This is a genomic window from Bradyrhizobium canariense (assembly GCF_018130465.1).
Classification (GTDB): domain Bacteria; phylum Pseudomonadota; class Alphaproteobacteria; order Rhizobiales; family Xanthobacteraceae; genus Bradyrhizobium; species Bradyrhizobium canariense_C.
Window position 1 is genome coordinate 1 of sequence record NZ_JAFCKJ010000016.1, and the last position, 26431, is coordinate 26431.

Here is a 26431-nt window from a genome sequence, read left to right on the forward strand (position 1 = left end):
CACGCCGTCGAGGTCGCACGCAGGGTGGAGGTCGTCTCGTCCTGGATGCGCTGGCCGCCGAAGCTGTTGGCCCAGACCGTGATCGGCGCGGGATCGGTCCAGAGACTGTGTGGTGCCTTGGTGAAGGGTCCGGCCTGCGCCGTCTCGGGCGCATAGGCTATCGCCATCATGTTGCTGCCGGCCGTGCCGCCACCGCTCAGCCTGCCTTGCACCAGCGAGGACACGCCGCTGGTAAAATCCATCAGCGTACGATCCGTCTGCGCCAACGCGGTGGGATCGAATGTTGCGAGTGTGGTGCCGGAAACGACCGAGGGACCGTTGAAGCTGCCGCCCGAGACATTGGTGTTGATGGTACCATTGAAGTTGATGAAAGTCGGCAGATTGACCGTCGTCAGCGAGGAGACCCTGGCGTTGATCGGCGAAAGGCTCACGTTCACAACGTCATTGCCGAACCCGAAATCGACCACGCCGTTGATCTTCGAGCCGGGTAGCAGTGTCAGCGTGTCAGCCGCACTCGACAGCTTGATCGCCGTGCCGCCAGTGCCGGTAATCGTGCCGGAGTTCGTGATCGCCGCCGCGCCCGCTGACGTAATGCCGAAGTTGCCAGTGATTGTTCCGGAATTGTTGACGTTGGCATTGAATGCCAGAATACCCGCGCCATTGCTCGCCGTGGCTTGGACAAGGCCCGTATTGGTCACGTTGGCTATGCTCGCGTTGATTGCGGCGCTAATCCCGATGATCGTGCCTGAATTATTGACGTTCCCAAGGCTCGCATTGACCCCGCGGCCGCCGGTAACGGTCCCGGCGTTGTCGAGGTTGACGGTGGCGCCACTCAGGGCGAAACCGATCGGCGACGAAATCAGTCCCGTATTGGTTACGTTGACCGTCTCCGCAAAGATCGCGACTCCCGTGCTGGAGATCCTGCCGCTGTTGACCACATTTGCGGTGCGGTTTGCGCGGATGCCGGCATCAGTTCCGGAGATCGTGCCGCTGTTGCGAACGGTCGCGTTGCCGGAATCGGCATCGACGCCAACGCCGGTACTTCCGTCGGCGGCGATGATCCCGGCATTGTCGACGACTGCGGACGCACCGAAGACTGCGCTATTGTGTGCGATCACGGTGCCGCCGGCGAGGTTCGTCAGAACGACCTGGCCAGCAGCAATCCCGGTCGCCGCGGCTGAAATTTCACCCGCGTTGTCGATCTGGACCTTGCCCGACGCATTGGAGGAGATGGCTACGCCGCTCGCATCCGTCGCGAATATTCTGCCGCCAAGGCCGTTGACGATGGTCGCCTCGCTTTCCACCGAGATCCCCGCCGCTTCTCCCGTGATGACGCCGGTATTCGAGCTTAGATTCAGCGTGGTTGCTGCGATTCCGATGGTGCCAGCGCCGACCCCGGCGATCGTGCCGGAATTGCTCACGTCAGCGGTGGCAGCCAAGATGCTGCTGCTATTGCTACCGCGGCCATTACTCACGATCGTGCCTGCGTTGGTGAGAACAAGTCCTTGCGCCGCGATGGCGTGAAATCCCGTGATCGTGGCACCGCTGAGATTGGAGACGGTCATTGTTACTCCGGAGATGCCCGCAGATCCGGATCCGTCGATCTTGCCCATATTGGCGAAGTCGCCATCGTTCCCGGTCGCAATGCCGAAGTCGCTTCCGTGAACGTTGGCACCGGCCTCAATCCTATAAGTATTGCTGTTATCGTTGTGGGTACCGTAGCCGGCGCTATTGCCCTGCTGCGTGTCGACGTCGCCCGAGCAGACGATCGTCGCGTTGCTGACAGGCGCCACCGGCGTGCAAGCGGCCTCGGCGCGCTCGACCGTGAGCAGCGGCGCAACCAAAATCGCCGGCACAAGAATGCGCATCGACCGCCACGCGAAACTCCATCGCGCAACTTCACCCAGACCCGTCACACTCATTCCCAGTTCCTCGGTCGCCGTCGTCACGCCCCACCGGCGCACAGGCAAATAATCGCCAGCCTCCTCCAATCGGAGGAGGTTGGCTGACGCGAATTGGATTCGCTGGACGCCAAGGTAGAAAGGATCGTCGCTTCCGACTTGGACGGCAGCGACCGGGTCGCGGCTCAGAACGAACCGATGCTGTTTCGTGCAGTACTGATGCAGCGTTGCGACATTGTCACCGGGACGCTCACGCCTGGTCCCAGCCGACCCTCTCCGCATTCTCCGACCAGACGGCGGCGCGATAGATCTCGCGCCCGCTATTGTCCCGCACGCGGATCCAGGCGTCGCGATCACGCAGATCGTTGCGCCAGACGAACAGATGGCTCGCCATCTCGTTGGCCACCACGAATGTTGCTTCCGCGCATTCGAACACCATGCCGCCGGGGTCGATCTTCACGACATTGTCGACCATGAGGTCGAAGAAAAAGCGACGCATTCAACACTCCGGCTGACGACGACGCACGCAGCGCTGCATCATGATCTACTCCGCGCGCCAGAAGACGTAGTCGGCCGAATACGGCGCGCTGCGATAGGCGCCGGCCTGTTCGCACGGACCGCGCACCAAGCCACCTTGCGTGTTGATGCGCTGGACATGAGTGACGCCGTCGAGCAGGCCATTGCCGGTCTGCGCGAGCACCTTGAACTTCAGCCACGGAAGATCGTCCGTGGTGCGGCCGGCGATGCGGGCGACGATCCTGGCCTTCACCAGGCTGCCGTCCTTGTGCTCCCAGACCAGTGTGCTGGCGTCGACGGTCTCCCAATGCAACGCTGCATAGTGGCGGCCGACCGAGTTACCACCGTCGATCAAGGTCGCCACCGGCTCTCGCGGCTGCCAAGCCAGCTGGTTCGCGCCGGCGGCCTGGCATTCGTAGATCTGGGCGCCCTCGGCATGGAGCGAGGTGCCGGGGATCTCCCCGGGAACCCTGATCTCGTCGGGCATTCCCGCGAGGGCCGAAGAGCCATATAGGCCCGCAACAATGAAGCCGCGGCACAACGCCTTGGTCATGGCTTCGCAATCAAGGATCAATGTCAAATCCCCGTTTCCTGGTGAAATCGGCCGATGGTTGAAATTCAGTCGCGCACGGTCACGGCATGTCACCACTCCTGACATCACTCGGCGTCGCGCCATAGGTTCGCCGGAAGCAGCGGTTGAAATAAGAGAGATCGCCGAAGCCGACATCGTAGGCGATCGAGCTCACCGTTCGCTCGGCGTATCCGGGTTCCCGCAACATGCGATGGGCGCGCTTGACGCGTTGTTCGATCAGGAAGGACGAGAACGTCTTGCCGTCGGCCTCGAACAGGCGCTGGAGATAGCGCGGCGTCACGCCGAGTTCCTGGGCGACCGTGGCCACCGACAGGTCCTGCCGCCAGCAATTGTTGGCGATGGAGACTTTCGCCTTTTGCAGCCGTGCCGCCTTGACGCCGCGCCGCCCGGCCAGCTCCCGCGGCTCGTTGGTGGCACCGAGGACGATTGCCAGAAGATCGTGCAGATGTCCGACCCCGAGCTGCCGCAAATTGGGCGTCTCGAACGCCTTCTCTCGCACCATGGTCTCCGCGTAGTTGACCAGCAATCGAAGTCCCGTTGAGCTCTCGGGCATGACACGCATCACGGCGTCATCGACGTCCACGATCATCGGCGCCAGCACGCGTCTCGGCACGCGCAGCGAGAAACAGCTGCCCAGCGACAATCGCTCGAACGTCGTGACGTCCTCCGCGCTCGTCAGGACCGCCTGTCCTGCATGAAGGTTCAGATCGTGTCCTCGCTCGGATATCCCAAGCACGCCAGATCGATTCACGATCAGGGCCAGGCTGTCGTCGCCATCGGCAACCAGCTGCTTGGTGCGAATGACCCGCGCGCCGCACAATCCTCCGATCAGCAACTGGGCTTCCGGCAAGACGTGGGACGTGAAGCTCGCTGCGAACGGCTTGCCTTCCCTCGCCTCGACCTCCGCCTTCAACACCCCGCGGCAATAGAAATCGCGAAGCAGCGGGACACGCTCGTTTTCGGGAATGTCGTTCGTTGAAACGTTGAGAACGGAAAAATCAAACTGGTTCACTGCAATCCCTCCAACCGACGAGCAGGTCCGGCCACACGCTGTCGTTTCCTCACACTCGCGGTCGATGCCGTCGCGGCATCGCTTCGCGGCGCTTGCTGCTCTTCACTTTATCTGGGACGCGATATACGAAAGTATCAAATGACTCGCGTCCTGCATTCGGAGGACACGAGAGCTTGGCTCATCACAATGGATTGAGATTGCGGCACATACCGGCGAACCATGTGAAATGGATCACACGGCGTCGTCACCGCCGTTCGTTCGCCGCGCGAATGGAACGGCAAAGCCGGTGGCGATCTTGACCAGATCGGCCTGCCTGCCGGCGCCGGTCTTCTCGAACAGGCGGCCGAGATGCGTCTTCACCGTCGTTTCAGCGATGCCGAGCTTTGCCGCAATGTCGGGAACGCCGCCAATCTCGACAATGGCCATCAATACGCGCAGTTCGGACGGTGTCAGCCTGAAGGCCGCTGCGATCGCATCGGCTGCCAGCCATGTCGCCGCCGAGGCCTTCTGAACGAAGAGCACCGTAGCTGCAGCATCTCGCGATAGACTGCGATCGCGCTTCAGGGGAAAAGCGTGGAGCAGATAGTGCTGCCCATCAACTGACGTCGCAAGCTCGATCTGACGGCGGGCAGTGGAACGAGTTTCGCTGCCTGCATCGATTTCGCACAGACCGCGGAATATTTTGTCGGTCTGGGTGTTTCGGGCCACGATCCGATCGCCGACCATCGCGAGCAGGTTGCCATCGGCGAACAGCCCGCGGCATGCTGCGTTCGCATGCACGACCCTGCCATCTGCGTCGAGCAGGCAGATCGCCGTGCTCAGCCCATCGAGGACATCGGCAAGGTCGTCCACGGTATGCGAGCGTGCCCTGATCTGCCGGCCCATGATCCTGGAGCGCTGGAGGTGCGGAGCAAGCAGCCGCATGCGCTCACGCATCGGCTCGTCAACGGTTCCGCGCGATCGGTGGCGCAACACCTGCAGGATCGTGGTGCGCGCGTCCGACTTCTCGAGTGCAACGGTTGCAAGGTCTATCGCCCCTTGCGGTTCCACCCACTCGCGATAGAAGCTCGTTGCCAGGAAATCCGCACGAGGCATGATGTCGGCTACGCCGATCGTCTGCTCCGCCGCGAGCGTGAGATGACGATCGAGCAGAGGGTCGAGCTCCACATATCGGTCGCGATAAAGCTGGCGGAAGCGGGATTCGGTGCCAAAATGCTGATGGATCTCGATCGAGAGCCTGGCTGAGTCCCTGGACAGGATGGTCGCGGCACATCCGCCGACGAAATGCGAAACCTGCTCCAGCGCCCCGCTGCGCAGCGCGGGATCGACCGCCGCGTCGTAGATATCGCCGACGAGGGACGAGAACCGATTTGCGTGGAGGATCGTCATTGGCCGGACGACGCTATCTGCGTATGGCCCGCGCGCGCGCCAGAGATTGCGATCCGGGAAATGGCGGAGGAGACGGGCCGGTCAATCGCCCCCTTCGACGCGGAGAAAACGTTGCAACGAAATGCTGGAATATCGAACATCGTCCTTGCGTAACGTCAACCGCAGGATGCGGCTTGGACGTTTTCGCCAAAGACTAGGATAAATGCGAACAGCGCGCGGACTGTGTGCGATGAGTCACGCGTGCGATGAGTCAGGCGACGGCGCGCTGCGGAATCTTGTCACCACCGATCCCGCCGGCCTCGCAGCTTGCTCCGGCAACTTACTTGCGATTCTCCTCGCAGAATTTCAGCGCCGCCAGCGCTTCGCCGGCACGCGGCACCTGCATCTCGATGCTGTCGTCGTCATCGTCCTCGAAATCGAGCGAGAGACGCTTGGCCTTGGACAGCCGGTCCATCATGGACTGATCGTATTCGAAGATGCCCCGCACGGTGGTCTTGTCCATGACCTCCCACTTCGCCTTCTTCATGATATCGGCGTCATCGGTGCCGACATCGGCCCGGAGGATCTCGCCGACCTTGTCCCACTCCCAGCCGTCATAGATCATCACAATGACGATAGCCTTTTCGGAATAGGTGATGACGATGACGTAGTCCCGGTTCTCGTCTTCCTTGTCCTTGTAGCCACGGCTCGCGTTGCAATGCGCGTCCTGCGTGCGCTTCTCGATGGTCCAGTCGCCGACCTTGGATTGTTGCGCCTGCACCGGTCTCGCGGTCAAAGCGACTGCGCTCAAGGCGCCGGCCAGCAACCCGGCGGCGAGAAGAGATCGTTTCATGTCAGCCTCCAGCGTGTTCCCCGGGCCGAGATGACCACCTCTGCCGGTGACCCGCAAGAGCTTCAGGCGCCTGTGTAGAGCTCCGCCGGCCCTACTCCCGCCGCGGCACGATCGCGATCGGGGTGAAGGTGTAAACCTCCTCGCCGCTCTGGTTGAACATCGTCCATTTCACCAGTGCGATGCCTTGCGGCTTCGACTTCGACGGCGTCAAGCTCATGACCTCCCCGACCAGATGCAGGCGGTCATCGGGCCGTACCGGGATGGTCCAGCGCAGCCCGTCGACGCCGGCACCGATCAGCGGATGCGGGCCGAAGGGGCGGGTCTGGATCGCAAGGTTCATGGCGATCGCGGCGGTGTGCCATCCCGAGGCAGCGAGCCCCCTGAAAAGGGTCTGCTTGGCGGCTTCGTGGTCGAGATGCATCGGCTGCGGATCGAACTCGGCCGCGAACCGCTTGATGTCGGCCTCGGTGACGTGAACTTCGGGGGATTTGAACTGCATTCCAATGGTGAGATCGTCGAACCACTCGACCTGCGCCATGATTTCGCCTCGCAATGTGATGCGCCGCCTCGCGGCTCACAGGATTGAGCAAGAGCGGGATGTAGCGGCTCCGCAGCGCACAAACCAGCCCGGGGGGCCTCCACGAAACCCGTTTCCCGATGCGACGAAACACGCCTGAAACAGATGGTCGGTTAACTGGTCGTCAAAATCATACAGGGACGGCCACCATGCAATTCTTCCTCGACCTGATCTGGGATTATTCCTGCTGTCAGCACCTCGTCGCCCTGCCGCCGCAGGAGGACGAGCTATGATCGAGCTGATCTCGGCCCTGCTCGCGCTTTGCAGCATCGGCGTTTTTGCGGCGCACGCGGTGGATGCCTATCGCACCACACACTGAACGCCTCGCCCTAGAACGGCCGCCGGTAGAAGTGCTCCGAATGCGTTGCCGGCGGAAACCTGTTGGCGAGTGCGAGCGCGCCCCTCTCATCCGTCTCGAGCGCGATCTTCTGTGCGAGCATCACGTCGCCCGGGACGAGAAAGCCTGACGGGACGAAGCACCACCCCATCGTCGCATTTCCGGCCTCGTCGATCTCATGGACATTGGCGGCCGTGCCATAATGGATGCGATAGGTCTTGCCGGTATCGCAGCCGACGACATCGAAATACCGGTGCTGCTCGAATTGCGTGCGCTGCGCCGGCGACAGCCATTCGGCCAGAAGCCGGCGGCCGCGGGCATCCGGCGTGTTCTCGCCGAAGAAGCGCCGATAGAGTTCGCGTAGCGCATGCAGACGCGCACGCGCCGGCGCGCGGAGCCAGACTGCCGCGATCATGAGCAGCTCAGATCAACCGCCGACCAGGCGGGGATAGAACAGCGTTTCCTCCACGGTCGGGTCGAACGATCGGATCCGGGTGACTTCGCCAGGTCCGGTTCGCAGCGCGGCGGTGAAGCCCGCTCCAGTCAGCTCCCGAAAGCGCCGTTCGGCCCGCGCCAGCGCTTCGGCATTGCCAGGATCAAACTCGTGGCGCGTGTCGCCAGTCTGGTCCATCACGATCTGGGTTGCCATGTTGAGTCTCCTCATGCCCAGCCCTGTCCGATCAAAGCAAACCTCGTGCCGTCGGTTCCCGTTGGCAACAACTTTCTCTTGTCGGCCCATCACGCCTTGCTGAGCAAGAGCGTTTTCGAGCGAAGTGGATGCCGGTTCGCGTCAAGAAAACGCATCAAAACAAGAATCGAGAGCCCCGTTCGAAACGGGGCTCGCGTCAACGCGAGGCGGCCGCTCCTCCTCCCTCGTCGATCTGCCGTCCCATCAGGGCGATTGCCTTCTGATAGACGCCGGCGGCATTCCAGGCCTCGATGGCGACGAAATTCGGCTCGCCCGGCTGGTAACCGGCTCCTGCGCGCCAGCCATGGGCCTTGAGGAAATTCGCCGTCGAGTTCAGCGCATTGGCGGCAACTTCGAGATTGCCGGTGCCATAGGCCAGGATGTTCTTGGGCATGAACTGAGTCTGGCCGACCTCGCCGTGCATCGAGCCGCGGGTTGCCCCCGACAGCGTGCCGCGATCGACCAGCTTCAGCGCCGCATAGAGCTGATCGGTGAAGAATTCGGGACGGCGGCAGTCATAGGCGAGCGTCGCGATCGAGGAGAGCATGTTCTGGTTGCCGCGCTGGCTGCCGAAGCCGGTCTCCATGCCCCAGATCGCGATCAGCGGCCCCGGCGGGACGCCATAGCGCTGCTGAATCGAGGCGAACAAGGCGGCCTGCGACTGCTTGAGCTGGCGCCCCTTGGCAACGATGGTGGTGGCGCCGCGCTTGACGAGGAATTGGTCGAGCGACAGCGAGAAGCTGCGCTGGCCGCGGTCGGCTGCGATGGTGGCACTCGCATAATTGGTCTGCATCAGCGCCGAGAGCGCGGTCTGGCCGACGCCCTTGCCCTGCGCCTCCGCGCTGAACTCGCGCTTCCAGGCCTCAAAACCCGCCGGCGAACTGCCGCATGTGGCGGCGTGGGCGGCGGGCGCCAGAGAGAGAAGCAGCGCAGCCGCGCCAATCATGGCCGTCGCAACGGTCCTGCCCTTGATCATTCCTCGTTCCTCTCACTTGACGTGCGCGACCGGCTCGCGCGGGCGCATGATCCTATGTCGGCCCCGATCGTCAAGTCCCACAGAGGGCAACCGGCGCCGCAAGGCCCCTTGACACCCGGGTGGTCACCTACCCCTGGCCGTCGCGGCCGAGCAGGAAATCCACCATGATGCCCTGGTGCTGCTCGTACATGTCCGTTCCGGTTCCCGTCACGCAGCCGAGCTTTCGGGCCGCTGCGATAAAAGGTGAGATTTCCGGCTTGGTGATCACGCAGCCGCAATAGGCCGACGGCGCAAGCCGCGTGACATCGACCGGCAGCGGGTCGCCATCCATCATCCCCGCAGGTGTCGCATTGGCGACGAAATCGAAGCCCGTGGGATCGATGCTGCCGACCCGAACAGGCGCTTTGCCGAGCCCGTTGAGCCGGCCGATCAACGCGTCGCGGCGCTCAGTGGTGCTGTCATGAATGGCGAGTTCACCGACGCCGGCCTCGACCAGCGCAAGCGCGACCGCCGATCCCGCGCCGCCGGCGCCGACGAGGAGCGCTCGCATCCCCTTCGGATCGATCCCCTTCGCTCGCGCCGCACCGACGAAGCCGAGACCGTCCACCATGTCGCCATGCCATGAGCCGTCGGCGCGCCTGCGCATCAGGCTTACGGTGCGCAGGAAATGCGCGCGCTCCGTCGCTCGCGTGCAGGCCCGGTAGCAGGCAAATTTATGCGGAATGGTCACGACGATGCCGTCGAGATTTTTCAATCGCGTTGCCACCGAGAGAAAATCGGGCAAATCCACTGGCGCGACCTGAACCGGCATAAGCACGCCATCGTGGCCACGTGCGGCGAAGGCGCTGCTCACGCCTGCCGGCGAGCGCACCTGCGCGATGGGATCGCCGACGATGACGTAAAGCCGTGTTGCGCCAGATGGTGCCGGGATCATGCCGCTCAAACCGGGACCGGGGAGCCGCTCGCCTCCGCGGCAGTCCCGTAGGTCAATTCCAGCCCGTCCAGATTGCCCTCCTTGCGCCATCTGTCGAGCAGCCGCAGGAACGCCATGGGCCCGCGCCAGTACTGGCTGTTCCTTGCCGCGATCGGATCGAACACGCCCTCGTTGTTGTAGTAGCCTGGCGTGCATTCGGCGAGATAGGTCTGGCGGCCGAGCGCGGCCTTGACGACCTCCTCGACCCAGGCGTTCTCGGCAGCGTGCGTCGGCTCCAGCGTCCTGGCGCCGCGCTTGCGCGCCTGATCGATGACATAGGCGATGTGCTGCGACTGCTCGTCGATGATATGCGGGAAGTTGGCGCTCTGGCCGGCCTGCACCGTGACGATCAGGAAGCAGTTCGGGAAGCCGCGGCTGTAGAAGCCGTGCATCGTCTTGACGCCGTCGCGCCACCGCTCGGACAGGCTTACCCCGCCTCGGCCATAGACCTCAAAGCCCATGCGGCGGGCGTAGTCGGTGCCGACCTCAAAGCCGCTGGCATAGATCAGGCAGTCGAGCTCATAGGCTTTGCCGTCGACCACGACGGCGTTCTCGGTGATCCGCTCGACGCCCTGCCCTTTGGTGTCGACGAGATGCACGTTGGATCGATTAAAAGTGTCGAGATATTCGTCGTGAAAGCACGGGCGCTTGCAGAACGCCTTGTACCAGGGTTTGAGTGCTGCCGCGGCCGCCTCGTCCTTCACCACGGCATCGACGCGCGCGCGGATCTCTTCCATCTTGCGATAATCGGCCTGCTCGATGACCTTGAGCGCCTCCTCGATCGAGGTCACCGGCTGCTTCTGGCGGCGCGGCGCCAGCAGGATCTCGCCGAGCAGGCCGGTCCAGCCGTCCTGCACCAGATCCTGCTCGAACGGCTCGCCCGAGATCACCGCGGTGAAATTGTCCATGCGCTCGCGCTGCCAGCCAGGCCTGAGCCTCTGCGCCCAGCTCTGATCCGTCGGGCGGTCGTCGCGCACGCCAATCGCCGACGGCGTACGCTGGAAGACGTAGAGCTCCTTGGCCGAGCGGCCGAGATGCGGCACGCATTGCACGGCGGTGGCGCCGGTGCCGATGATGCCGACTCGTTTGTCGGCAAGACCGCTCAGACCACCTTCGGCCGTGCCTCCGGTGTAGGCATAATCCCAGCGGCTGGTGTGGAAGTTGTGTCCCTTGAAGCTTTCGATACCGGGAATGCCCGGCAGCTTCGGACGGCTCAGCGGGCCTCCAGCAAGGATGACGAAGCGCGCGCGGATGCAATCACCGCGATCGGACTCGACCAGCCAACGCGCCTCCTGCTCCCGCCATTCCATACGCGCGATGACGGTCTGAAACAGCGCGCGCTCATAGAGACCGAAGTGACGGCCGATGCGGCGCGAATGTTCGTAGATCTCGGGTGCCCGCGCATATTTGCGCACCGGCATATAGCCGGTCTCTTCCAGCAACGGCAGGTAGATGTAGCTCTCGGTATCGCAGGCCGCACCAGGGTAGCGATTCCAGTACCAGGTGCCACCGAAATCAGCGGCCTTTTCCACCATCCGGAAATCATCGATGCCGGCCGCGCGCAGTCGCGCGCCGCACAGAAGGCCGCCGAAGCCGCCGCCGACGATGAGCACCTCGGTCTCTTCGCTGACAGCCTCGCGCGCAAATCCGGAACTGGCCCAGGGATCGTCGAGATAGCGCCCGAATTCGCCGGTTACCTCGACATATTGCGCCTTGCCTTCGGTGCGCAAGCGGCGATCGCGCTCATCGCGATAGCGCGCACGGAGTGCGGCAATTTCGATTGTAGATTCGCCGGCTGCACCGGTCTTGTGTCTTTGCGCTGACATCCGTTTCCTCCCCGGCGGATACTGCGTCGCCGGCAGCTCGCATCACTTAGCCCTGAAAAAGTGACGCATGCAATCACGTCCCGCGCTTTTTGCGTGAACGTCGCGTGGCGTTCCGCTAACCTCAAGCGCACATCACAAGCGTACGTCATGCAACGACATGGCGGTCCGGAGGAGACGATGCAGGGATTGATGATGGACATGCCGCTCCTGATCAGCGGCCTGATCCAATATGCCGCCGATTATCACGGCGAGGCCGAGGTCGTCGCCCGCGAGATCGAAGGAGACATCCACCGCTACACCTATGCTGACGCCCATCCGCGCATCAAGCGCATGGCATTGGCGCTCAAGAGGCTCGGCATGATGCCCGGCGACCGCGTCGGCACGCTGGCCTGGAATACCCACCGGCATTTCGAGATGTTCTACGCCGCGCCGGGCATGGGCTATGTACTGCACACCATCAACCCGCGGCTTTTCCCCGAGCAGCTCGTCTACATCATCAATCACGCCGAGGACCGCCTGCTGTTCATCGACCGCGCCACGCTGCCGATCGTGGAGGCGATCGCGCCGCAGCTCAAATCGATCGAAGCCTATGTCGTGATGTCCTCGCGCGAGCGGATGCCGGAGACCAAGCTTGCCAACGTCCATTGCTACGAGGACCTGCTGGAGAACGTGCACGACGCCGGCTTCGCCTGGCCCGAGTTCGACGAAAAATCGGCGTCCACCATCTGCTACACCTCGGGCACGACGGGCAATCCGAAGGGCGTGATCTATTCGCACCGCGCCGCGATCCTGCAGACCATGGTCTCCTGCAATTTCGACTTCCTGCCCGGGCACCTGGAAGGCGTGCGCGAGGTGATGATGCCGATGGCGCCGCTATTCCACGGCAACGGCTGGAACATGCCGTTCACCGCGCCCTATACCGGCTCGAAGCTGGTGCTGCCCGGCCGCAATTACGAGCCCGACAAGCTCTATGAACTGCTCGAGGGCGAGAAGGTGACGCTGTCGGCGGGCGTGCCGAGCTTCTGGCTGATCCTGCTCGACTGGCTCGGACGCACCGGCAACAGGTTCTCGACACTTCGTGCAACATTGTCATCAGGCTCGGCGCCCCCGCGCGCGATGGTCGAGAAGCTCAAGCGCGAGTATGACATCGACTACATCCAGGCCTGGGGCATGACCGAAGCCTTGGGCTGCTCGATGCCGGGCTTGCGGCCGGGCTCCGAGCATCTCGGCGACAAGGAGAAGTTCGACCGCCGCCAGGTGTCCGGCCGCGCCTGTTTCGGCACCGCCTTGCGTATCGTCGACGACGGCGGCAACGAGCTGCCGCGCGACGGCAAGAGCGTCGGTCATCTGCGCGCGCGGGGCCCGTGGGTTGCGTCCGGCTACATGAAGCTCGACGAAGGCCTCGATCGCGACGGCTGGCTGATCACCGGCGACATGGCCGTGATCGACCCCCAAGGCCACGTCACGCTGACCGACCGTTCCAAGGACGTGATCAAGTCCGGCGGCGAATGGATCTCCTCGATCCAGCTCGAGGACGTCGCCTTGTCTCACCCCGATGTGCTGCAAGCCGCCGTGGTCGCGATCAACCATGAGAAATGGCAGGAGCGGCCCCTGCTCCTCGTCGTCCGCAAGAAGGGCGCGACCGTCGACGGCAAGACGCTGCTCGACCACATGCGCCCGAAGATCGCGAGCTGGTGGATGCCCGACGCCGTCGAATTTTTGGACGAATTCCCGATGACCGGCACCGGCAAGGTGCTCAAATCGGCGCTGCGCGAGAAATTCAGAGAGTATCGCGTCGCGTGAGCCGATCGCGCACCGGCCTGTCCATCGATCAAGGAGACCAAAGATGCTCTACCCAATGTCGCCCAAAGTCGTCGAGCTCAAGCGCACGCTCGAAAGTTTCATGGACCGGCATATCTATCCGAACGAGGAACGCCTTTATCGCGAGGCGGAGGAGCTGGGGCCCTGGAAGGTCTATCCGGTCGTCGAGGAGCTGAAGCCGCTGGCGCGCGCCGAAGGCCTCTGGAACCTGTTCCTGCCGGAATCCAGCCACGGTGCAGGCCTGACCAATCTCGAATATGCCCCGCTCTGCGAGGTCATGGGCCGCTCGCATCTCGCACCCGAAGTGTTCAACTGTTCGGCGCCCGACACCGGCAACATGGAGGTGCTGGAGCGCTATGGCACGGAGAAGGACAAGGAGCGCTGGCTGAAGCCGCTGCTCGCAGGCGAAATCCGCTCCTGCTTCGCCATGACCGAGCCTGCCGTCGCCTCGTCCGACGCGACTAACATCGAAAGCTCGATCGTCCGCGACGGCGACCATTACGTCATCAACGGCCGCAAATGGTACACGACCAACGCGACCGACCCGCGCTGCAAGATCTGCATCTTCATGGGCAAGACCGATCCTGATAATGCGGACCGCCACAAGCAGCAATCCATGATCCTGGTGCCGATGGACACAGCGGGCGTCGAGGTCAAGCGTCCCCTGCCCGTGTTCGGCTTCTACGGCGTGCCCGACCGTGCCTCCGAGGTCGTCTTCACCGATGTGCGCGTGCCCAAGGAGAACATGCTGCTCGGCGAGGGCCGCGGCTTCGAGATCGCGCAGGGACGCCTCGGCCCCGGCCGTATCCACCACTGCATGCGGCTGATCGGGCTCTCCGAACGCACGCTGGAGAAGATGTGCCGCCGGGTGCGCAGCCGCGTCGCCTTCGGCAAGCCGGTGTCCGAGCAGACGGTGACGCAGGAGCGCATCGCAGAAGCCCGCATCATGATCGAGCAGGCCCGGCTCCTGACGCTCAACGCCGCCTACGCGATGGACATCGTCGGCAACAAGGTGGCGAAAGCCGAGATCGCGATGATCAAGGTCGCCGTGCCCAACATGGCCTGCCAGATCATCGACTGGGCGATCCAGGCCCATGGCGGCGGCGGCACGTCGAATGATTTCGGCTTGACGCAGGCCTACGCGACCGCGCGTCTGCTACGTCTCGCCGACGGCCCGGACGAGGTCCACAGGAACCAGATCGCGCGGTTCGAGCTGAAGAAGTACTCGAACGCTTGAGAGAAGCGTTCGTCAGAGGGCGCGGCGCTCTTCGTCCCTCGCCTCAGTTCACCACGTAGACGTCAGGATCTGCGCTCGAGCTCGGCTTCTTGAAGGCGTTGCGCAAGGCGCCCGACATCGGGACGTTGTAGTTGAGGCCGCTCGGCGGCGTCGGCGATTCCAGCCACTTCTTGTAGAGGACCTCGATCTCCTGGCTCGCGTATAGCTCCGCGGTCGCGCGGTCGGCGAGCGCCTTGAAGGACGCGTCCTCCCGCCGCAGCATGATCCCGTAAGGCTCGGGCTTCGAGAACGTTTCTTCGCTGATCATGAAGAGCTGCGGCTCCTTCGAGCGCGCAATCGCAACCGCGAGCTGCACGTCGTCGAGCGCGTAGGCCTGCGCGCGGTCGGTTTCCAGCAACAGGAAGGCTTCGGCCTGGTCCTTGGCCGGCATCACATTGATGCCGAGATTGCGCTCCGTGTTGACCTTGGCGAGCTGCGTCAGGTTGACGGAGCCGGCCACCGCCGTCACCGCTTTGCCCTTGAGATCGTCGATGGTGTTGATCTTTGCGGCTTTCTTGGCCGCAAATCGCGTTGCGCTGAGGAAGTGCGTGTTGGTGAAGGCGACCTGCTTCTGGCGATCGGCATTGTTGGTGGTCGCCGAGCAATGCAGGTCGAGCGTCCCGTTGACCATCAGCGGAATCCGGTTCGACGACGTCACGGCGAGCGTGTCGACGGCGATGTCGGGCATGCCGAGTTGCTTCTTCACCGCATCCACGATTCTAAGGCAGATATCCATGGCAAAGCCCACCGGCTTCTGGTTGCCATCGAGATAGCTGAATGGAACCGAGGCCTCCTGATAGCCCAGCGTGATCTTCTTCGTCTCCTTCACCTTCTGAAGCGTACCCGACAGGTCTTCGGCGGAGGCAGCAGTTGCAAGGCATGTGAGGGCCAGGACAACAGTGGGGAAACGCATCGGGGACTCCTCAAGGAGGCTTGCGCCTCCATGCCGGGCGCAGCAATCGCACCGTTGATAGCGCAGGCGCGCGGCAGCCGCCAGACGAGCTTGCATCTATCAGCTATCGCGGCTTGCGATATGGCGACCGGCCGTTTGTCTCCATGGAATCGGGGCGGCTCAAGCGCCGGGATGGCTGTTACGCGTCGATACCGCGCTGGACCAGGATGCGCTCGGCGCTGTCGTTCCAGACGTCCATCTTGGTGATCTGGCCATTCCGCACCACGAAGCGGTCGACGTAACGGTTGCCCTCGAACGGGGTCCCATCCTTCCATTCGCCGTAGAGCGTGCCCACACTATAGACCACAGTTTCGCCGTCGCCGGGGCAGACGTCGAACCGGTCCATCTTCTTCTTGACCCAGCGGTAGCGATTGGCGTTGAAAGCGGTCGGGCCGCGCGGATGATCGAACTCGCGCCCACCGGTAAAGGTGATCACCGTGCCCGGCGCCATGTAGGCAGCCGCGGCGTCAGGATCGGGGATCATCGAAGCCGTGAGATAGGCTTCCACGATCTCGGCGTCGGACGACGAACCGGTTTCGGCTCTTGCGGCAACGGACATGGCTTATTCTCCCGGGTTTGCGGAATACTAACGCCGCTCTCGGGGAATACGTGCATATATTTTGAACATTTCCGCCGCTACACTGCCGACAATCTGGAGCCGCCAACCGCGGCTGACTGCATTAAATTCCTTCCGCAAGAGCCATGACCACGCAATCCGCCTTTGACCTGATTTTTCGCAATGCCGTGTTGCGCGGTGCCGCCGGCCCAATGGATATCGGTGTAACGCGCGGCCGGATCACCGCCATCGAACCGACGCTCGCCTGCGAGGCCGTCGAAGTCGATGTCGGCGGGCGCCTCGTCCTGCCCGGCTTCGTCGACAGCCACATCCATCTCGACAAGGCCTGCCTGCTCGGCCGCTGCGGGCACGATTACGGCAGCGTCTCCGACGCGATCCGCGCCGTCGCCGGGATGAAGAAGGATTTCACGGTCGAGGACGTCTACGCGCGCGGCGCCCGGGTGCTCGAACGTGCCATCGTCCACGGCACCACGCGGATGCGAACCCACGTCGAGATCGATCCGCGCATCGGCTTGCGCGGCTTCGAAGCGGTGAAGGCGCTGAAGCGTGACTATGCCTGGGCGATCGACCTGTCGCTCTGCGTCTTTCCGCAGGAAGGCCTCACCAACGATCCCGGCAGCGAGGAGCTGCTGATCCAGGCGCTGCGCGACGGCGGCAAGGTGATCGGTGGCTGTCCCTACACGGACACCGATCCCAACGCCCATCTCGCACGCATCTTCGACCTCGCACAGGAATTCGACGTGGACGTCGACCTCCATCTTGATTTCGATCTCGATCCCTCCTGGTGGCACCTCGACGAAGTCTGTCGGCAGACCGAACGGCGCAACTACGGAGGGCGCGTGGCAATCGGCCATGCGACGAAACTCTCCGCACTGCCACCGGAACGGCTGAGGGCCGCCACCGCGCAATTGGTGAAGGCCGGCGTTGCGGTCACCGTGTTGCCGGCAACCGATCTCTATCTGATGGGGCGCGAGGCGACCCACAATGCGCCACGCGGGCTGACGCTCGCCCACAAGCTCGCCGGCGAAGGCGTGGTGTGCTCGGTCGCGACCAACAACGTGCTCAATCCCTTCACGCCGTTCGGCGATGCCTCGCTGCTGCGAATGGCGAATTTCTACGCCAACGTCGCGCATGCCTCGGTCAACGACTTCGAGACCTGTCTTGATCTCGTGACCGAGCTGCCGGCACGACTGATGAACCTCGGGGATTACGGCATCAAGGTCGGAAACCCCGCCGATCTCGTCGTGCTCGATACGCAGGACAGCCGCTTCGCCATCGCCGAGCTGCCGGATATTGTGATGGGCTTCAAGAGCGGCCGGCAGACTTTTGCGAGGCAACGGCCCACTCTATTTGGCCCCGGCTCCTGATCTGCTCTCCATGCATATCTGCATTGAAGGGCGGCTGATTGCCGCGCAGCTTCCGTTCGATGTTACCGCCCATCATTCCACAATTCCGAATCCGGTAGATTCCCGGATAGTAGATTCCTGCTGATTCTCGATAGCTGCGCGCATTGCAAGTCCCGCGGTGCCGGTCATAGTACGACCTGCACTGATGTCTGCATTCAACGGGGAAGCATCGACATGTTCAGCGCATTCAGCGGCATCGACTACCATTCCATTCGAGCCAGAACACCCAGCGAGGCCGCCGCGAAGCGGCTCGACGGCATCGGGCACGTCCTGTCGGACCTCGATCTGGCGGGCGTCCAGACACAGGATGACCTGACGCGCATGCTCCTGACGCTCGATACCGCCGACAAATGTATCCGATCGATCCGCGCAGAATTCCGTACCGAAGCCGCGAGCGATCGGCTGGCCCGCAAGGCCGACGACCTCATGACGCTGATCGAACGCGCGCGCGACGAGCTCACTGGCTGTCGCACGACAAGGTCCTGAGCAGGAGCCGCTTTATTTCTCGCGACTGATCTTCGCCAGAATTCGGTCCGCCTCGGTGCGCCAGTCGGCGCTGCGGGCGAACTCCTTGGTCCCCTTCGTTCCGAACAGGCCCTCATCGGCGAGGTCCGCCACCCAGGCCTGCCGCTCGGCGGTGCCCTGCGCGGACCACGGCGTCAGCCCCGCTTCACGCACGGTCTCGGCGACCTCGCGCACTTCCTCGGCGCGGCGGCGGCCATGCTCGATCACGCGCTGGAAGAAATAAGCACCCTGCTTCTCCCAGTTGATCGTGGGAAAGGTCTCCGCCAGTGAAGCCAGCACCGCATCCTCGACGCCATAGGCGCGCGCGGTGGTGAAGCTTTCGATGACCATCGCCTCCAGGCCCTTGATCATGATGCTGCGGCACATCTTCACCGCAGATGAAACACCGAGTTTGTCGCTCGCAACCTTGGCCGCAAAACCGATCGCGTTCAAAAGCGGCTCCAGCTCCTTGGCGCCTGGACCACCGAGCAGCAGCGGCACCTTGATGCGATAAGGCGGCACCGACGTCATAACCGCGCCCTCGACATAGCGTCCGGCGGCGCCATCGATCAGCGCGGCGGCGCGCTGCTTGGCGCCGGGAGACGCCGAATTGAAATCCAGGAACCAGGTGCCCTGATTGATCGCGGCCGCGCAGGCCTTTGCCACCGGCACGGCCTGGCTCGCGGTGACCGCGGAGATGATGAAATCGGATTTGGCTGTCAGTTCGGCGTGCGAGGCTGCGAGCCCGACACCGAATTTCTCAGCATGCTCCTTCAGCGAACCGCCCTGCTCGCCTCCGAGCTTGATGTCATAGGCAGAGACCTTGATGTCCTGCTGGCGCAAATCCTCGGCCAGGATCCTTCCGACCTCGCCGTAACCGACCAGCCCGACCTGCCATCGCCTCGGATCACCCGCCATCAGTTCAGTCCTCGCGTCGTCTCGTCGAACAGCTCCTCGACCGCATAGCGGCGTGGAATCAGCGCCTGCTGGAACGCATAGTCGACGATCAGCTCCAGCGGCTTTTTGTTCGCCTCGATCCCGAACGGCACGAGATCGGGCGTTGCCGCCGGTCCCGCCTGCGCCTTGTTCCGCTTGAGCAGATCATAAACGCCCGCAACCACATCGGGGCGCGATTTCGCGAGCTTCTCGGTCACGACCACGAGATGGTTGACCGGCACGACGCCGCGACGGGCGTACCATTTGGCGGCTTCCGCGGCCGGATCGGAGAAGAGCGTCTTCAGCTTCGGATCGTTCGAGGTCTCACCGAGGACCGCGTCGAGCTCGCCATCGATCAGCATCTGCAAAACCTTCTTGTCCTTCGGCGCGCGCTCGGTGGTGTCGACATATTCGGCCACATGCGGGTCCTCGAACGTGATCCAGCGGATCCTGTCGAGGTTGACGCCGTAGTCGTTGGCGAGGATGCCCCTGATCCAGGCGCCGGTCGTGGTCGTGAACGAGCGGATGCCGACGCGCTTGCCTTCGAGATTGGACGGCCCGAGCGTGCCATGCGCAGGATTATAGAGCGCGTAGGAATGCTGGAAGCGGCCGAGCATGGTGGCAGGTAGCAGCACCAGCGGCTTGCCATGCGCCTTCGCCATCAGATAGGTGACGATCGCCATCTCGCAGACGTCGAAGGCCTGCTCGCGCACCATCGGCTTGAACGCCGTATTGGTCGGCGTGTACTCGATGAAATCGAGATCAAACAGGTCGGAGCGGAGCTCACCGCTCTTGACCGCCTGGACATGGGGGTGACTGCCGAGCACGGCCTTCAGCTCGAGACGATCCATCGGCCCACTCCGCTGATTGCTTTAGACATCCTCGGGATTGTCGACATAGACCAGCCCGGCCTTCGCCAAGGCCTCGCGCATGCTGTACATGTCGAGGCCCAGCTCGCCCGAAGCCAGCCGCTTGCGCTTGCCGCCTTCGTCCGCGTTGCGCTTCTTCGCCTTCTCGGCGACCTCGGCCGCGTAGCGCTTCGACACTACCACGACGCCGTCGTCATCGGCCACGATGATGTCGCCGGGATCGACGTTGACGCCGGCGCAGACCACGGGGACATTGACCGAGCCGAGCGTCGCCTTGACCGTGCCCTTGGCCGAGACCGCGCGCGACCACACCGGAAAGTTCATCGCGTGCAGCGCTCTGACGTCGCGGCAGCCGGCATCGATAATCAGCCCCCGCACGCCGCGTGCTTGCAGCGAGGTCGCAAGCAGCTCGCCGAACATGCCGTCGGTATTGTCAGTGGTACAGCCGACGACGAGAACGTCGCCCTTTTTGCACTGCTCGACCGCGACATGGATCATCCAATTGTCGCCGGGCTGCGCCAGCACGGTGACGGCGGGACCGGCGATCGCCGCGCCCGGCCACACCGGCCGCAGATAAGGCTTCATCAGGCCGATGCGGCCATAAGCCTCGTGCACGGTCGAGACGCCGTACTCCGCCATTCCGGCGGGATCGGCGCGCTTGATGTTGCGAACGACGACCGGCTTCATGCCAGCACCTCCGCGACCGTCGGGAACAGCCGCTGATAGGCCTCGCCATAAGTCATGGGCACGCCGGTGTTGCGGCTGCCCTGGATGCCGCGGTTGAGCGCGACGCGCTCGTAATAGCCCCAGAGATGCTTTTGCGCGGCGAGGATCTGGAACGCCTCGTACTTCTCCTTCCAGACCTCGTCGATCTTGAGCAGCACATCCGGCTTGTAATTGCACTGCTCGGGCTGGTGTGGCTCGAACAGGAACACCGGCGGCGCCGAATATTGGTACTGCGCGCCGGGCTTGTGGCCCATGGCCTGCGCGACCACGCGTGTCTCCTGCGCGAAATGCGACGCGTTCGGATGGTCGAAATTATAAGGGTCTTCCAGCGCGTGCGTCAGCACGAAGCTCGGGTTCAGCTCGCGGTAGATGTCGACCATCCGGTCGAAATGCGCCTCGGTCAGCTTCAGCGGATAGTCGCCGCAGTCGAAGAACTCGATCTCGGCACCGAGCAGCTTTGCGGCACGCTCCGCCTCATCCTTGCGGCCGGCCTTGACCGATTCCAGCGTCGCGCCCTTTTCCTTCCAGGCGAACTGGCTCTCGCCGCGCTCGCCGAAGGACATGCAGACGATCTTCATGCGAAAGCCCTTCTTCGCATGCAGCGCGATGGCGCCGCCGGCGCGCCAGACGAAGTCGCCCGGATGGGCGGTGACCACGAGACCTGTTTTCATGGGACAAACTCCCCTCTTTGTTCGTAAGCGTCATAAGTTCATCAAGCCGCGGCGGCGGGTTCCTCGCCGTCGAGCACGCGCTTCAGGCGGTCGCCATCGAGCGCGCCTTCCCATTTGGCAATCGCGATGGTCGCGACCGCGTTCCCGATCAGATTGGTCGGCGTCAGCCCCTGCGACATCAGGCGGTGGATGCCGAGCACGAGCGCCACGCTCGTCACCGGAATGCTGCCGGTGGCGGACAGCGTTGCCGCCAGCACGACAAAGGCGGCGCCCGCGATACCCGCCGCACCCTTGGAGGTCACGAGCAGGATCAAAAGCAGCTCGATCTGCTCGGCGAGCCCGAGCGGCGTGTTGGTCGCCTGCGCCAGGAACACCGAGGCGGCGGCAAGGTAGAGGCAGGTGCCGTCGAGATTGAAGGAATAGCCGGTCGGGATCACCAGCCCAACGACGCTCTTCTCGCAGCCGGCCTTCTCCAGCTTGGTCAGCATCCGCGGCAGCACCGTCTCGGACGATGTCGTGGCGATGCAGATCAGCAACTCTTCCCAGATGTAGCGGATCAGCTTGAGCAGCGAGAAGCCACACAGCCGCGCGACCGGGCCGAGCGCCACGATGATGAAGATCACGCAGGTGAGATAGAAGCCGCCGAGAAGCTTGCCGAGCGAGGCCAGCGAGCCGACGCCGAACTTGCCGACCGTAAAGGCGATGGCGCCGAAGGCGCCGATCGGCGCCGCCCACATCACGAAGCCGACGACGGCGAACACCATCTTGGCGGCGATGTCGATGAGATTGACCAGCGGCGCAGCCCGCTCACCGAGCTGCACCAGCGCAAAACCTGATAGCACCGAGATGAACAACACCTGGAGGATGTTGCCCTCGGCAAAGGCGCCGATGAACGTCGCGGGCACGATGTTCATCAGGAACGGCACGAACCCGATCACGCCGGTCTGCTTGACATAGGGCTCGATCGCGCTGGCATTGATGCTGGCGGGATCGATGTTCATGCCGACGCCGGGCTTGAGCAAGTTCACCGCAACGAGACCGATGATCAGCGCGATCGTTGTCATGATTTCGAAATAGACGATCGCCTTGACGGCGACGCGCCCGACACGGGCCATGTCGGCCATATGCGCGATGCCATGGACGACCGTGCAGAAGATGATCGGCGCGATCAGCATCCGGATCGCCTTGATGAAGGCGTCCCCAAGCGGCTGCATCTTGGCGCCCGCCTCGGGATTGACGATCCCAAGCGCGATGCCGGCAGCCATGGCGATGAGCACCTGGATCCAGAGCTCCTTCCACCAGGCGCGGCCGCGCGGCTTGTCGATCGCAAGCGCCGTCATTGGTCGAACTCGAACAGGCGCGCAGGATTATCGACGAGGATCTTCTGCTGATACTCCGGCTCCGGCGCGAACAGCGGGATCAGGTCGACGAGATCGCCGTCATTCGGCATCGCCTTGACGTTGGGATGCGGCCAATCGGTGCCCCAGATGACCCGGTCGGGCGCGGTCTCGACGATCCTTCGCGCGAACGGCACGGCGTCGATGAACGGCGGACCGGCCGACGACACCCGCTCCGAGCCGCAGATCTTGACCCAGCACTTCTCGTCGCGCTGCATGAGCTCGATCAGGATCTTGAACGGAAGCTGATCGAGCCCTTCGGACGCCTTCACACGTCCCATATGGTCGATCGTGTAGCTCAGCGGCAGCTTTGCCAGCATGTCGGCATATTCGGGCAGGTCGATCGCGTCGAAATGCAGGTCGATGTGCCAGCCGAGCGGCGCGACCATCGCGATGACCCGATTGAACATGCTCTTGTCGGGAACGCCGCCGAGATGGCGAACGAAATTGAAGCGGCAGCCGCGGAAGCCGCCCTCGTGCAGCACGCGAAGCCCGCGCTCGGTGATGGTGTCGTCGATATTGGCGACTGCGCGATAGGCACCATTGCTTTGCGCGATGGCATCGAGCGCCACCGTGTTGTCGGTGCCATGGACGCTGGCATTGACGATGACCGCCCGCTCCACCCCGAGCTTGGCGTGCAGCGCACGGAAATCCTCCAGCGGCGCGTCGGGCGGCGTGTAGGACCGGTCCGGCGCGTAAGGGTATTTCGCGCCGGGCCCGAAGATGTGGCAATGCGCATCGCAAGACAGCTTCGGCAGCTTGAACTTCGGCGTACGCGTGTCCGGATCGGGCGGCGGAATGGTCGGCGTGTACATCATGCTCATCAGGTGAACTTGAACAGGCGGGCCGGATTGTCGACCAGCAGTTTTTGCCGGACCTTCTCATCAGGCGCGTAGAGGGGGATCAGGTCGACGAGATCGCCGTCATTCGGCATGATCTTGACGTTGGGGTGCGGCCAGTCGGTGCCCCAGATGACTCGATCGGGCGCATTGTCGATCAGCGCCTTTGCGAACGGCACCGCGTCGTGGAACGGCTTGCCGGCCGCGGATGCTCGCTCGAGGCCCGTGATCTTGACCCAGCACTTCTCGTCCTTCTTCTGGAGGTCGAGCAGCGCGGTGAAGCCGGCATCGTCGAGCCCCTTCGCGGCCTGAACCGTTCCCATGTGATCGATCACGTAAGGCGTCGGCAGCGCGGTGAAGAGGGCTGCGAATTCGGCGATCGTGCCCGGCTCGAAATAGACGTCGATGTGCCAGCCGAGCTCGGCGACGCGATGCACGATCCGCTGGAACTTGGTCATGTCGCCGACGCCGCCAAGGCGCTTGAGGAAGGCGAAGCGGCAGCCGCAGATGCCGCCCTTGTCGAGCGCCGCCAGCTCCTTCTCGGTCATCTCGTCGTTGACGTTGGCAATGCCCTTATAGGCGCCCTCGCTCTGGGCGATGGCGTCGGTGACGACGCGATTGTCCGTGCCGTGCACGGTGGCATTCACGATCACGCAGCGTTCGACGCCGATCTTCTCGTGCACGCTGCGAAACGCCTCCAGCGGCGCGTCAGCCGTGTTGTACGGCCGCTTCTCCGAGAACGGATAGCGGGACGCCGGACCGAATATATGGGTATGGCTGTCGCAGGATTTTGCCGGCAGCTTGAACGACGGCGTCTTCGGATTTGGATCCGGCGGCGCGATCGTCGGCATCGCCTTCTGCTCGGCCCCTTGCGCATGCGTCTCGCTCGCGAGCGCCGCGCCGGCCAGTCCGCTCAAGAGATGCAAGCACTCCCGCCTGTTCATGTCCTCGACACCCCGTCAACTGGTCCGCTTGCGAGCGGAAGCGCGAAGCCGCGCTCCTATCGGACGGCTTCTTTCAAGTCTTGCTGCTGACGACGGGCCGCCGCCGTGCCGGCGCAGCCTGATCGAGCGCCGGCGCCTGGAACGCGGCCACGGTGGCTTGCACCAATTGCTCGATCGCGCTTGCGGCATCGCTACCATCGGCCTCGCCGCGCGACAGGCGCGAGACGCGATCCGGCGTCACCAGGGAGTAATAGAGCGCGCCAAGCAGGAAGTGGCTGCGCCAGACGATGTCGGTGCGCGGAACGTGCGGAAGGCTGTCGTGGATCGCGTCGATGAAGGCGTGGCTGGTGTCGTCAAAAGTCTGCGCGATGATTTTTCGCGCGACCTCATTGCCCTCCGCAGACATCACCGCACGCAGCCGCGTGAACCGCGCCCCGCCCCCGGCAAGATCACTGCCCGAGGTGAAGGCCGGCGCGACATAGGCCCGCACCACTGCCTCGAGCCGATCCTGGAGATCGCGCACGCGCTTGGCGGCCGCGAGCAGCTCGGAACGGCGCAAATTCATTGGCCCGCAATGGCGCCGGTAGATCTCCAGCAGCAGGCCGTCCTTGGTCTTGAAATGATAGGTGACGCTGCCGGGATTGGCGCCGGCGGCATGTGCGATATCGCGCACCGACACGGCGTTGAAGCCGTTGGTGGCGAACAGCTCCTCGGCCGCGGCGAGGATCGCCTCGCGCATGTTCGGCTTGCGGGCCGTTTCCTTGCTGGTGGGCTTGCGTACCATGTGATTTGTACTATCGTACAAAAGATCAGGTCTCGTCAACAAAAACCATGGGCGACGTCCGGACGGCTCGCAAGACCGACGGTCCGCGCGCAAACGCCCGCAAGGAGTGCCGGAAAATGCTGGGTTTGAACAAGAAGATCGGCGGCTTGATGCTAGGTGCCGGTCTGCTGCTTGCGGGCGGCGCCGCGCAGGCCGCCGACAACTATCCGAGCAAGCCGGTTCACATCCTGGTGCCCTACGCCGCCGGCGGCGCGGTCGACGTGCTCGCGCGCACGCTCGGGCAGGCATTGGCGAAGACCTGGGGCCAGCAGCCGGTGATCGACAACCGCCCCGGCGCCGGCGGCATCGTCGCCTCGCAGGCACTGACGCAGGCCGCCCCCGACGGCTACACGCTGATCCTGGTCGCCAGCGGTCATCCCCTGAACCAGTTCATCTATCCGAGCGTACCCTACGACACGTTCAAGGACTTTACCGCGATCACCGAAGTCGCCTCCTCGCCGCTCGCGATCGTGGTTGCCAAAGACAGCCCCTACAAGACGCTCGGCGATCTCCTCGCTGCGGCGAAGAAGGACCCTGACAAGCTCTCCTACGGCATGTCCGGCAACGGCACCTCGGCGCATCTCGCCGGTGAGTTGTTGAAATACATGTCCGGCACCAAGATCGTCGCGATCCCCTACAAGGGCGGCGCGCCGGCGCTGACCGCCGTGATCGCCGGCGACATCCCGCTCAGCATCAACCCGCTTGCGGAGGCGATCAGTCAGCTCGAAGGCGGCCCCGTGCGCGCGCTCGCGGTGACCTCGGCCGAACGCTCCAAGGCGCTGCCAAACGTTCCGACCATCGCGGAGTCCGGCGTCCCCGGCTATGACGTCTCGGTCTGGTGGGGCGTGCTGGGCCCGGCAAAAATGCCGCCGGAGATCGTGGCGAAGCTCGAAACCGATTTGAAGGCGGCGTTGCAGGATCCGAACGTGCTGTCGACGCTCGGCAAGATCGGCGCCGCGCCAGTCGGTTCCTCCGCCAAGGATTTTGACGCCTACATGCACGCCGAGGCGACCAAATGGGAGCCGGTGCTGAAGGCCGCCGACATCCGCGCACAGTGAGGCGGATCATCTC

General features: G+C 63.7%; 27 protein-coding genes. 5 read left to right on the top strand and 22 right to left on the bottom strand.

Translation table 11 applies throughout. The features are described from left to right. The 12 genes from JQ591_RS30410 to JQ591_RS30465 all read right to left on the bottom strand — a co-directional run. A partial coding sequence (locus JQ591_RS30410; RefSeq protein ID WP_433995221.1) for a beta strand repeat-containing protein occupies positions 1-1949 on the bottom strand: 1949 nt, incomplete at its 3' end. Between the two features lie 202 nt (positions 1950-2151). After that, a complete protein-coding gene (locus JQ591_RS30415; RefSeq protein WP_211399664.1) occupies positions 2152-2400 on the bottom strand; it encodes a DUF6894 family protein in 249 nt (82 codons plus the stop codon). 45 nt (positions 2401-2445) lie between these two features. Continuing rightward, the gene (locus tag JQ591_RS30420) at positions 2446-2997 is read right to left on the bottom strand and encodes a DUF3455 domain-containing protein (protein WP_349630419.1); all 552 of its coding nucleotides are present in this window, start codon (positions 2995-2997) and stop codon (positions 2446-2448) included. 52 nt (positions 2998-3049) lie between these two features. Further along, on the bottom strand, positions 3050-4021 hold the full coding sequence (locus JQ591_RS30425) for a helix-turn-helix transcriptional regulator (protein WP_211399665.1): 972 nt from the start codon (positions 4019-4021) through the stop codon (positions 3050-3052). A gap of 231 nt (positions 4022-4252) precedes the next feature. Then, on the bottom strand, positions 4253-5410 hold the full coding sequence (locus JQ591_RS30430; RefSeq protein WP_211399666.1) for a helix-turn-helix transcriptional regulator: 1158 nt from the start codon (positions 5408-5410) through the stop codon (positions 4253-4255). Positions 5411-5729: 319 nt separating this feature from the next. Beyond that, positions 5730-6242, bottom strand: coding sequence for a hypothetical protein (locus tag JQ591_RS30435; protein WP_211399667.1), 513 nt, complete (start codon positions 6240-6242; stop codon positions 5730-5732). Positions 6243-6333: 91 nt separating this feature from the next. Next, the gene (locus JQ591_RS30440; protein ID WP_211399668.1) at positions 6334-6780 is read right to left on the bottom strand and encodes a MaoC family dehydratase; all 447 of its coding nucleotides are present in this window, start codon (positions 6778-6780) and stop codon (positions 6334-6336) included. Between the two features lie 368 nt (positions 6781-7148). Continuing rightward, positions 7149-7571: a hypothetical protein gene (locus JQ591_RS30445; protein WP_211399669.1), complete on the bottom strand. Its 423-nt coding sequence runs from the start codon at positions 7569-7571 to the stop codon at positions 7149-7151. A 12-nt stretch (positions 7572-7583) separates the two neighbouring features. Continuing rightward, entirely contained in the window at positions 7584-7805 is a 222-nt protein-coding gene (locus JQ591_RS30450; protein WP_211399670.1) for a hypothetical protein, read from the bottom strand. 196 nt (positions 7806-8001) lie between these two features. Continuing rightward, positions 8002-8820, bottom strand: a complete 819-nt coding sequence (locus JQ591_RS30455; protein WP_211399671.1) for a lytic murein transglycosylase — start codon at positions 8818-8820, stop codon at positions 8002-8004. A 127-nt stretch (positions 8821-8947) separates the two neighbouring features. Then, the gene (locus JQ591_RS30460) at positions 8948-9754 is read right to left on the bottom strand and encodes a shikimate dehydrogenase family protein (RefSeq protein ID WP_211399672.1); all 807 of its coding nucleotides are present in this window, start codon (positions 9752-9754) and stop codon (positions 8948-8950) included. Positions 9755-9759: 5 nt separating this feature from the next. Beyond that, the gene (locus JQ591_RS30465; protein ID WP_211399673.1) at positions 9760-11619 is read right to left on the bottom strand and encodes a flavin-containing monooxygenase; all 1860 of its coding nucleotides are present in this window, start codon (positions 11617-11619) and stop codon (positions 9760-9762) included. 177 nt (positions 11620-11796) lie between these two features. Here JQ591_RS30465 and JQ591_RS30470 point away from each other — a divergent pair, with 177 nt between their 5' ends. After that, positions 11797-13422, top strand: coding sequence for a long-chain fatty acid--CoA ligase (locus tag JQ591_RS30470; protein WP_211399674.1), 1626 nt, complete (start codon positions 11797-11799; stop codon positions 13420-13422). Between the two features lie 43 nt (positions 13423-13465). Further along, complete coding sequence (locus tag JQ591_RS30475; protein ID WP_211399675.1) at positions 13466-14677, top strand: acyl-CoA dehydrogenase family protein; 1212 nt, start codon at positions 13466-13468, stop codon at positions 14675-14677. Between the two features lie 43 nt (positions 14678-14720). Here the strand turns inward: JQ591_RS30475 and JQ591_RS30480 are convergent, their stop codons facing one another. Both JQ591_RS30480 and JQ591_RS30485 read right to left on the bottom strand, forming a co-directional pair. Further along, positions 14721-15629, bottom strand: a complete 909-nt coding sequence (locus JQ591_RS30480) for an amino acid ABC transporter substrate-binding protein (protein ID WP_211399676.1) — start codon at positions 15627-15629, stop codon at positions 14721-14723. Between the two features lie 178 nt (positions 15630-15807). Continuing rightward, complete coding sequence (locus JQ591_RS30485; protein ID WP_211399677.1) at positions 15808-16227, bottom strand: nuclear transport factor 2 family protein; 420 nt, start codon at positions 16225-16227, stop codon at positions 15808-15810. Positions 16228-16370: 143 nt separating this feature from the next. Between JQ591_RS30485 and JQ591_RS30490 the strand changes: the two genes are divergently transcribed. Continuing rightward, a complete protein-coding gene (locus JQ591_RS30490; protein ID WP_211399678.1) occupies positions 16371-17612 on the top strand; it encodes an amidohydrolase family protein in 1242 nt (413 codons plus the stop codon). Positions 17613-17825: 213 nt separating this feature from the next. Further along, the gene (locus tag JQ591_RS30495) at positions 17826-18137 is read left to right on the top strand and encodes a hypothetical protein (RefSeq protein WP_211399679.1); all 312 of its coding nucleotides are present in this window, start codon (positions 17826-17828) and stop codon (positions 18135-18137) included. 12 nt (positions 18138-18149) lie between these two features. On the opposite strand, the gene JQ591_RS30500 is transcribed toward JQ591_RS30495, so the two are convergent. The 8 genes from JQ591_RS30500 to JQ591_RS30535 all read right to left on the bottom strand — a co-directional run bounded on the left by JQ591_RS30500 (position 18150) and on the right by JQ591_RS30535 (position 25321). Next, the gene (locus tag JQ591_RS30500; protein ID WP_211399680.1) at positions 18150-19073 is read right to left on the bottom strand and encodes a DUF1932 domain-containing protein; all 924 of its coding nucleotides are present in this window, start codon (positions 19071-19073) and stop codon (positions 18150-18152) included. Then, on the bottom strand, positions 19073-19942 hold the full coding sequence (locus JQ591_RS30505; protein WP_211399681.1) for a hypothetical protein: 870 nt from the start codon (positions 19940-19942) through the stop codon (positions 19073-19075). The genes JQ591_RS30500 and JQ591_RS30505 overlap by 1 nt, the downstream gene beginning before the upstream one ends. A 21-nt stretch (positions 19943-19963) precedes the next feature. Further along, positions 19964-20647, bottom strand: coding sequence for a 4-carboxy-4-hydroxy-2-oxoadipate aldolase/oxaloacetate decarboxylase (locus JQ591_RS30510; RefSeq protein WP_211399682.1), 684 nt, complete (start codon positions 20645-20647; stop codon positions 19964-19966). Next, on the bottom strand, positions 20644-21357 hold the full coding sequence (locus JQ591_RS30515) for a PIG-L deacetylase family protein (protein ID WP_211399683.1): 714 nt from the start codon (positions 21355-21357) through the stop codon (positions 20644-20646). Before JQ591_RS30515 ends, JQ591_RS30510 begins: the two co-directional genes overlap by 4 nt. 41 nt (positions 21358-21398) lie before the next feature. Next, entirely contained in the window at positions 21399-22697 is a 1299-nt protein-coding gene (gene dctA / locus JQ591_RS30520) for a C4-dicarboxylate transporter DctA (protein ID WP_211399684.1), read from the bottom strand. Continuing rightward, on the bottom strand, positions 22694-23578 hold the full coding sequence (locus JQ591_RS30525) for an amidohydrolase family protein (RefSeq protein ID WP_211399685.1): 885 nt from the start codon (positions 23576-23578) through the stop codon (positions 22694-22696). The genes dctA and JQ591_RS30525 overlap by 4 nt, the downstream gene beginning before the upstream one ends. Beyond that, complete coding sequence (locus tag JQ591_RS30530; RefSeq protein ID WP_211399686.1) at positions 23578-24537, bottom strand: amidohydrolase family protein; 960 nt, start codon at positions 24535-24537, stop codon at positions 23578-23580. The genes JQ591_RS30525 and JQ591_RS30530 overlap by 1 nt, the downstream gene beginning before the upstream one ends. Before the next feature lie 73 nt (positions 24538-24610). Beyond that, positions 24611-25321 carry a TetR/AcrR family transcriptional regulator gene (locus tag JQ591_RS30535; RefSeq protein WP_211399687.1) on the bottom strand — a complete coding sequence of 237 codons (711 nt, stop codon included), beginning with the start codon at positions 25319-25321 and terminating at the stop codon, positions 24611-24613. A 116-nt stretch (positions 25322-25437) separates the two neighbouring features. On the opposite strand from JQ591_RS30535, the gene JQ591_RS30540 reads away from it, so the two are divergent. Beyond that, positions 25438-26418, top strand: coding sequence for a tripartite tricarboxylate transporter substrate binding protein (locus JQ591_RS30540; RefSeq protein ID WP_211399688.1), 981 nt, complete (start codon positions 25438-25440; stop codon positions 26416-26418). The last annotated feature ends 13 nt before the right edge of the window (positions 26419-26431 follow it).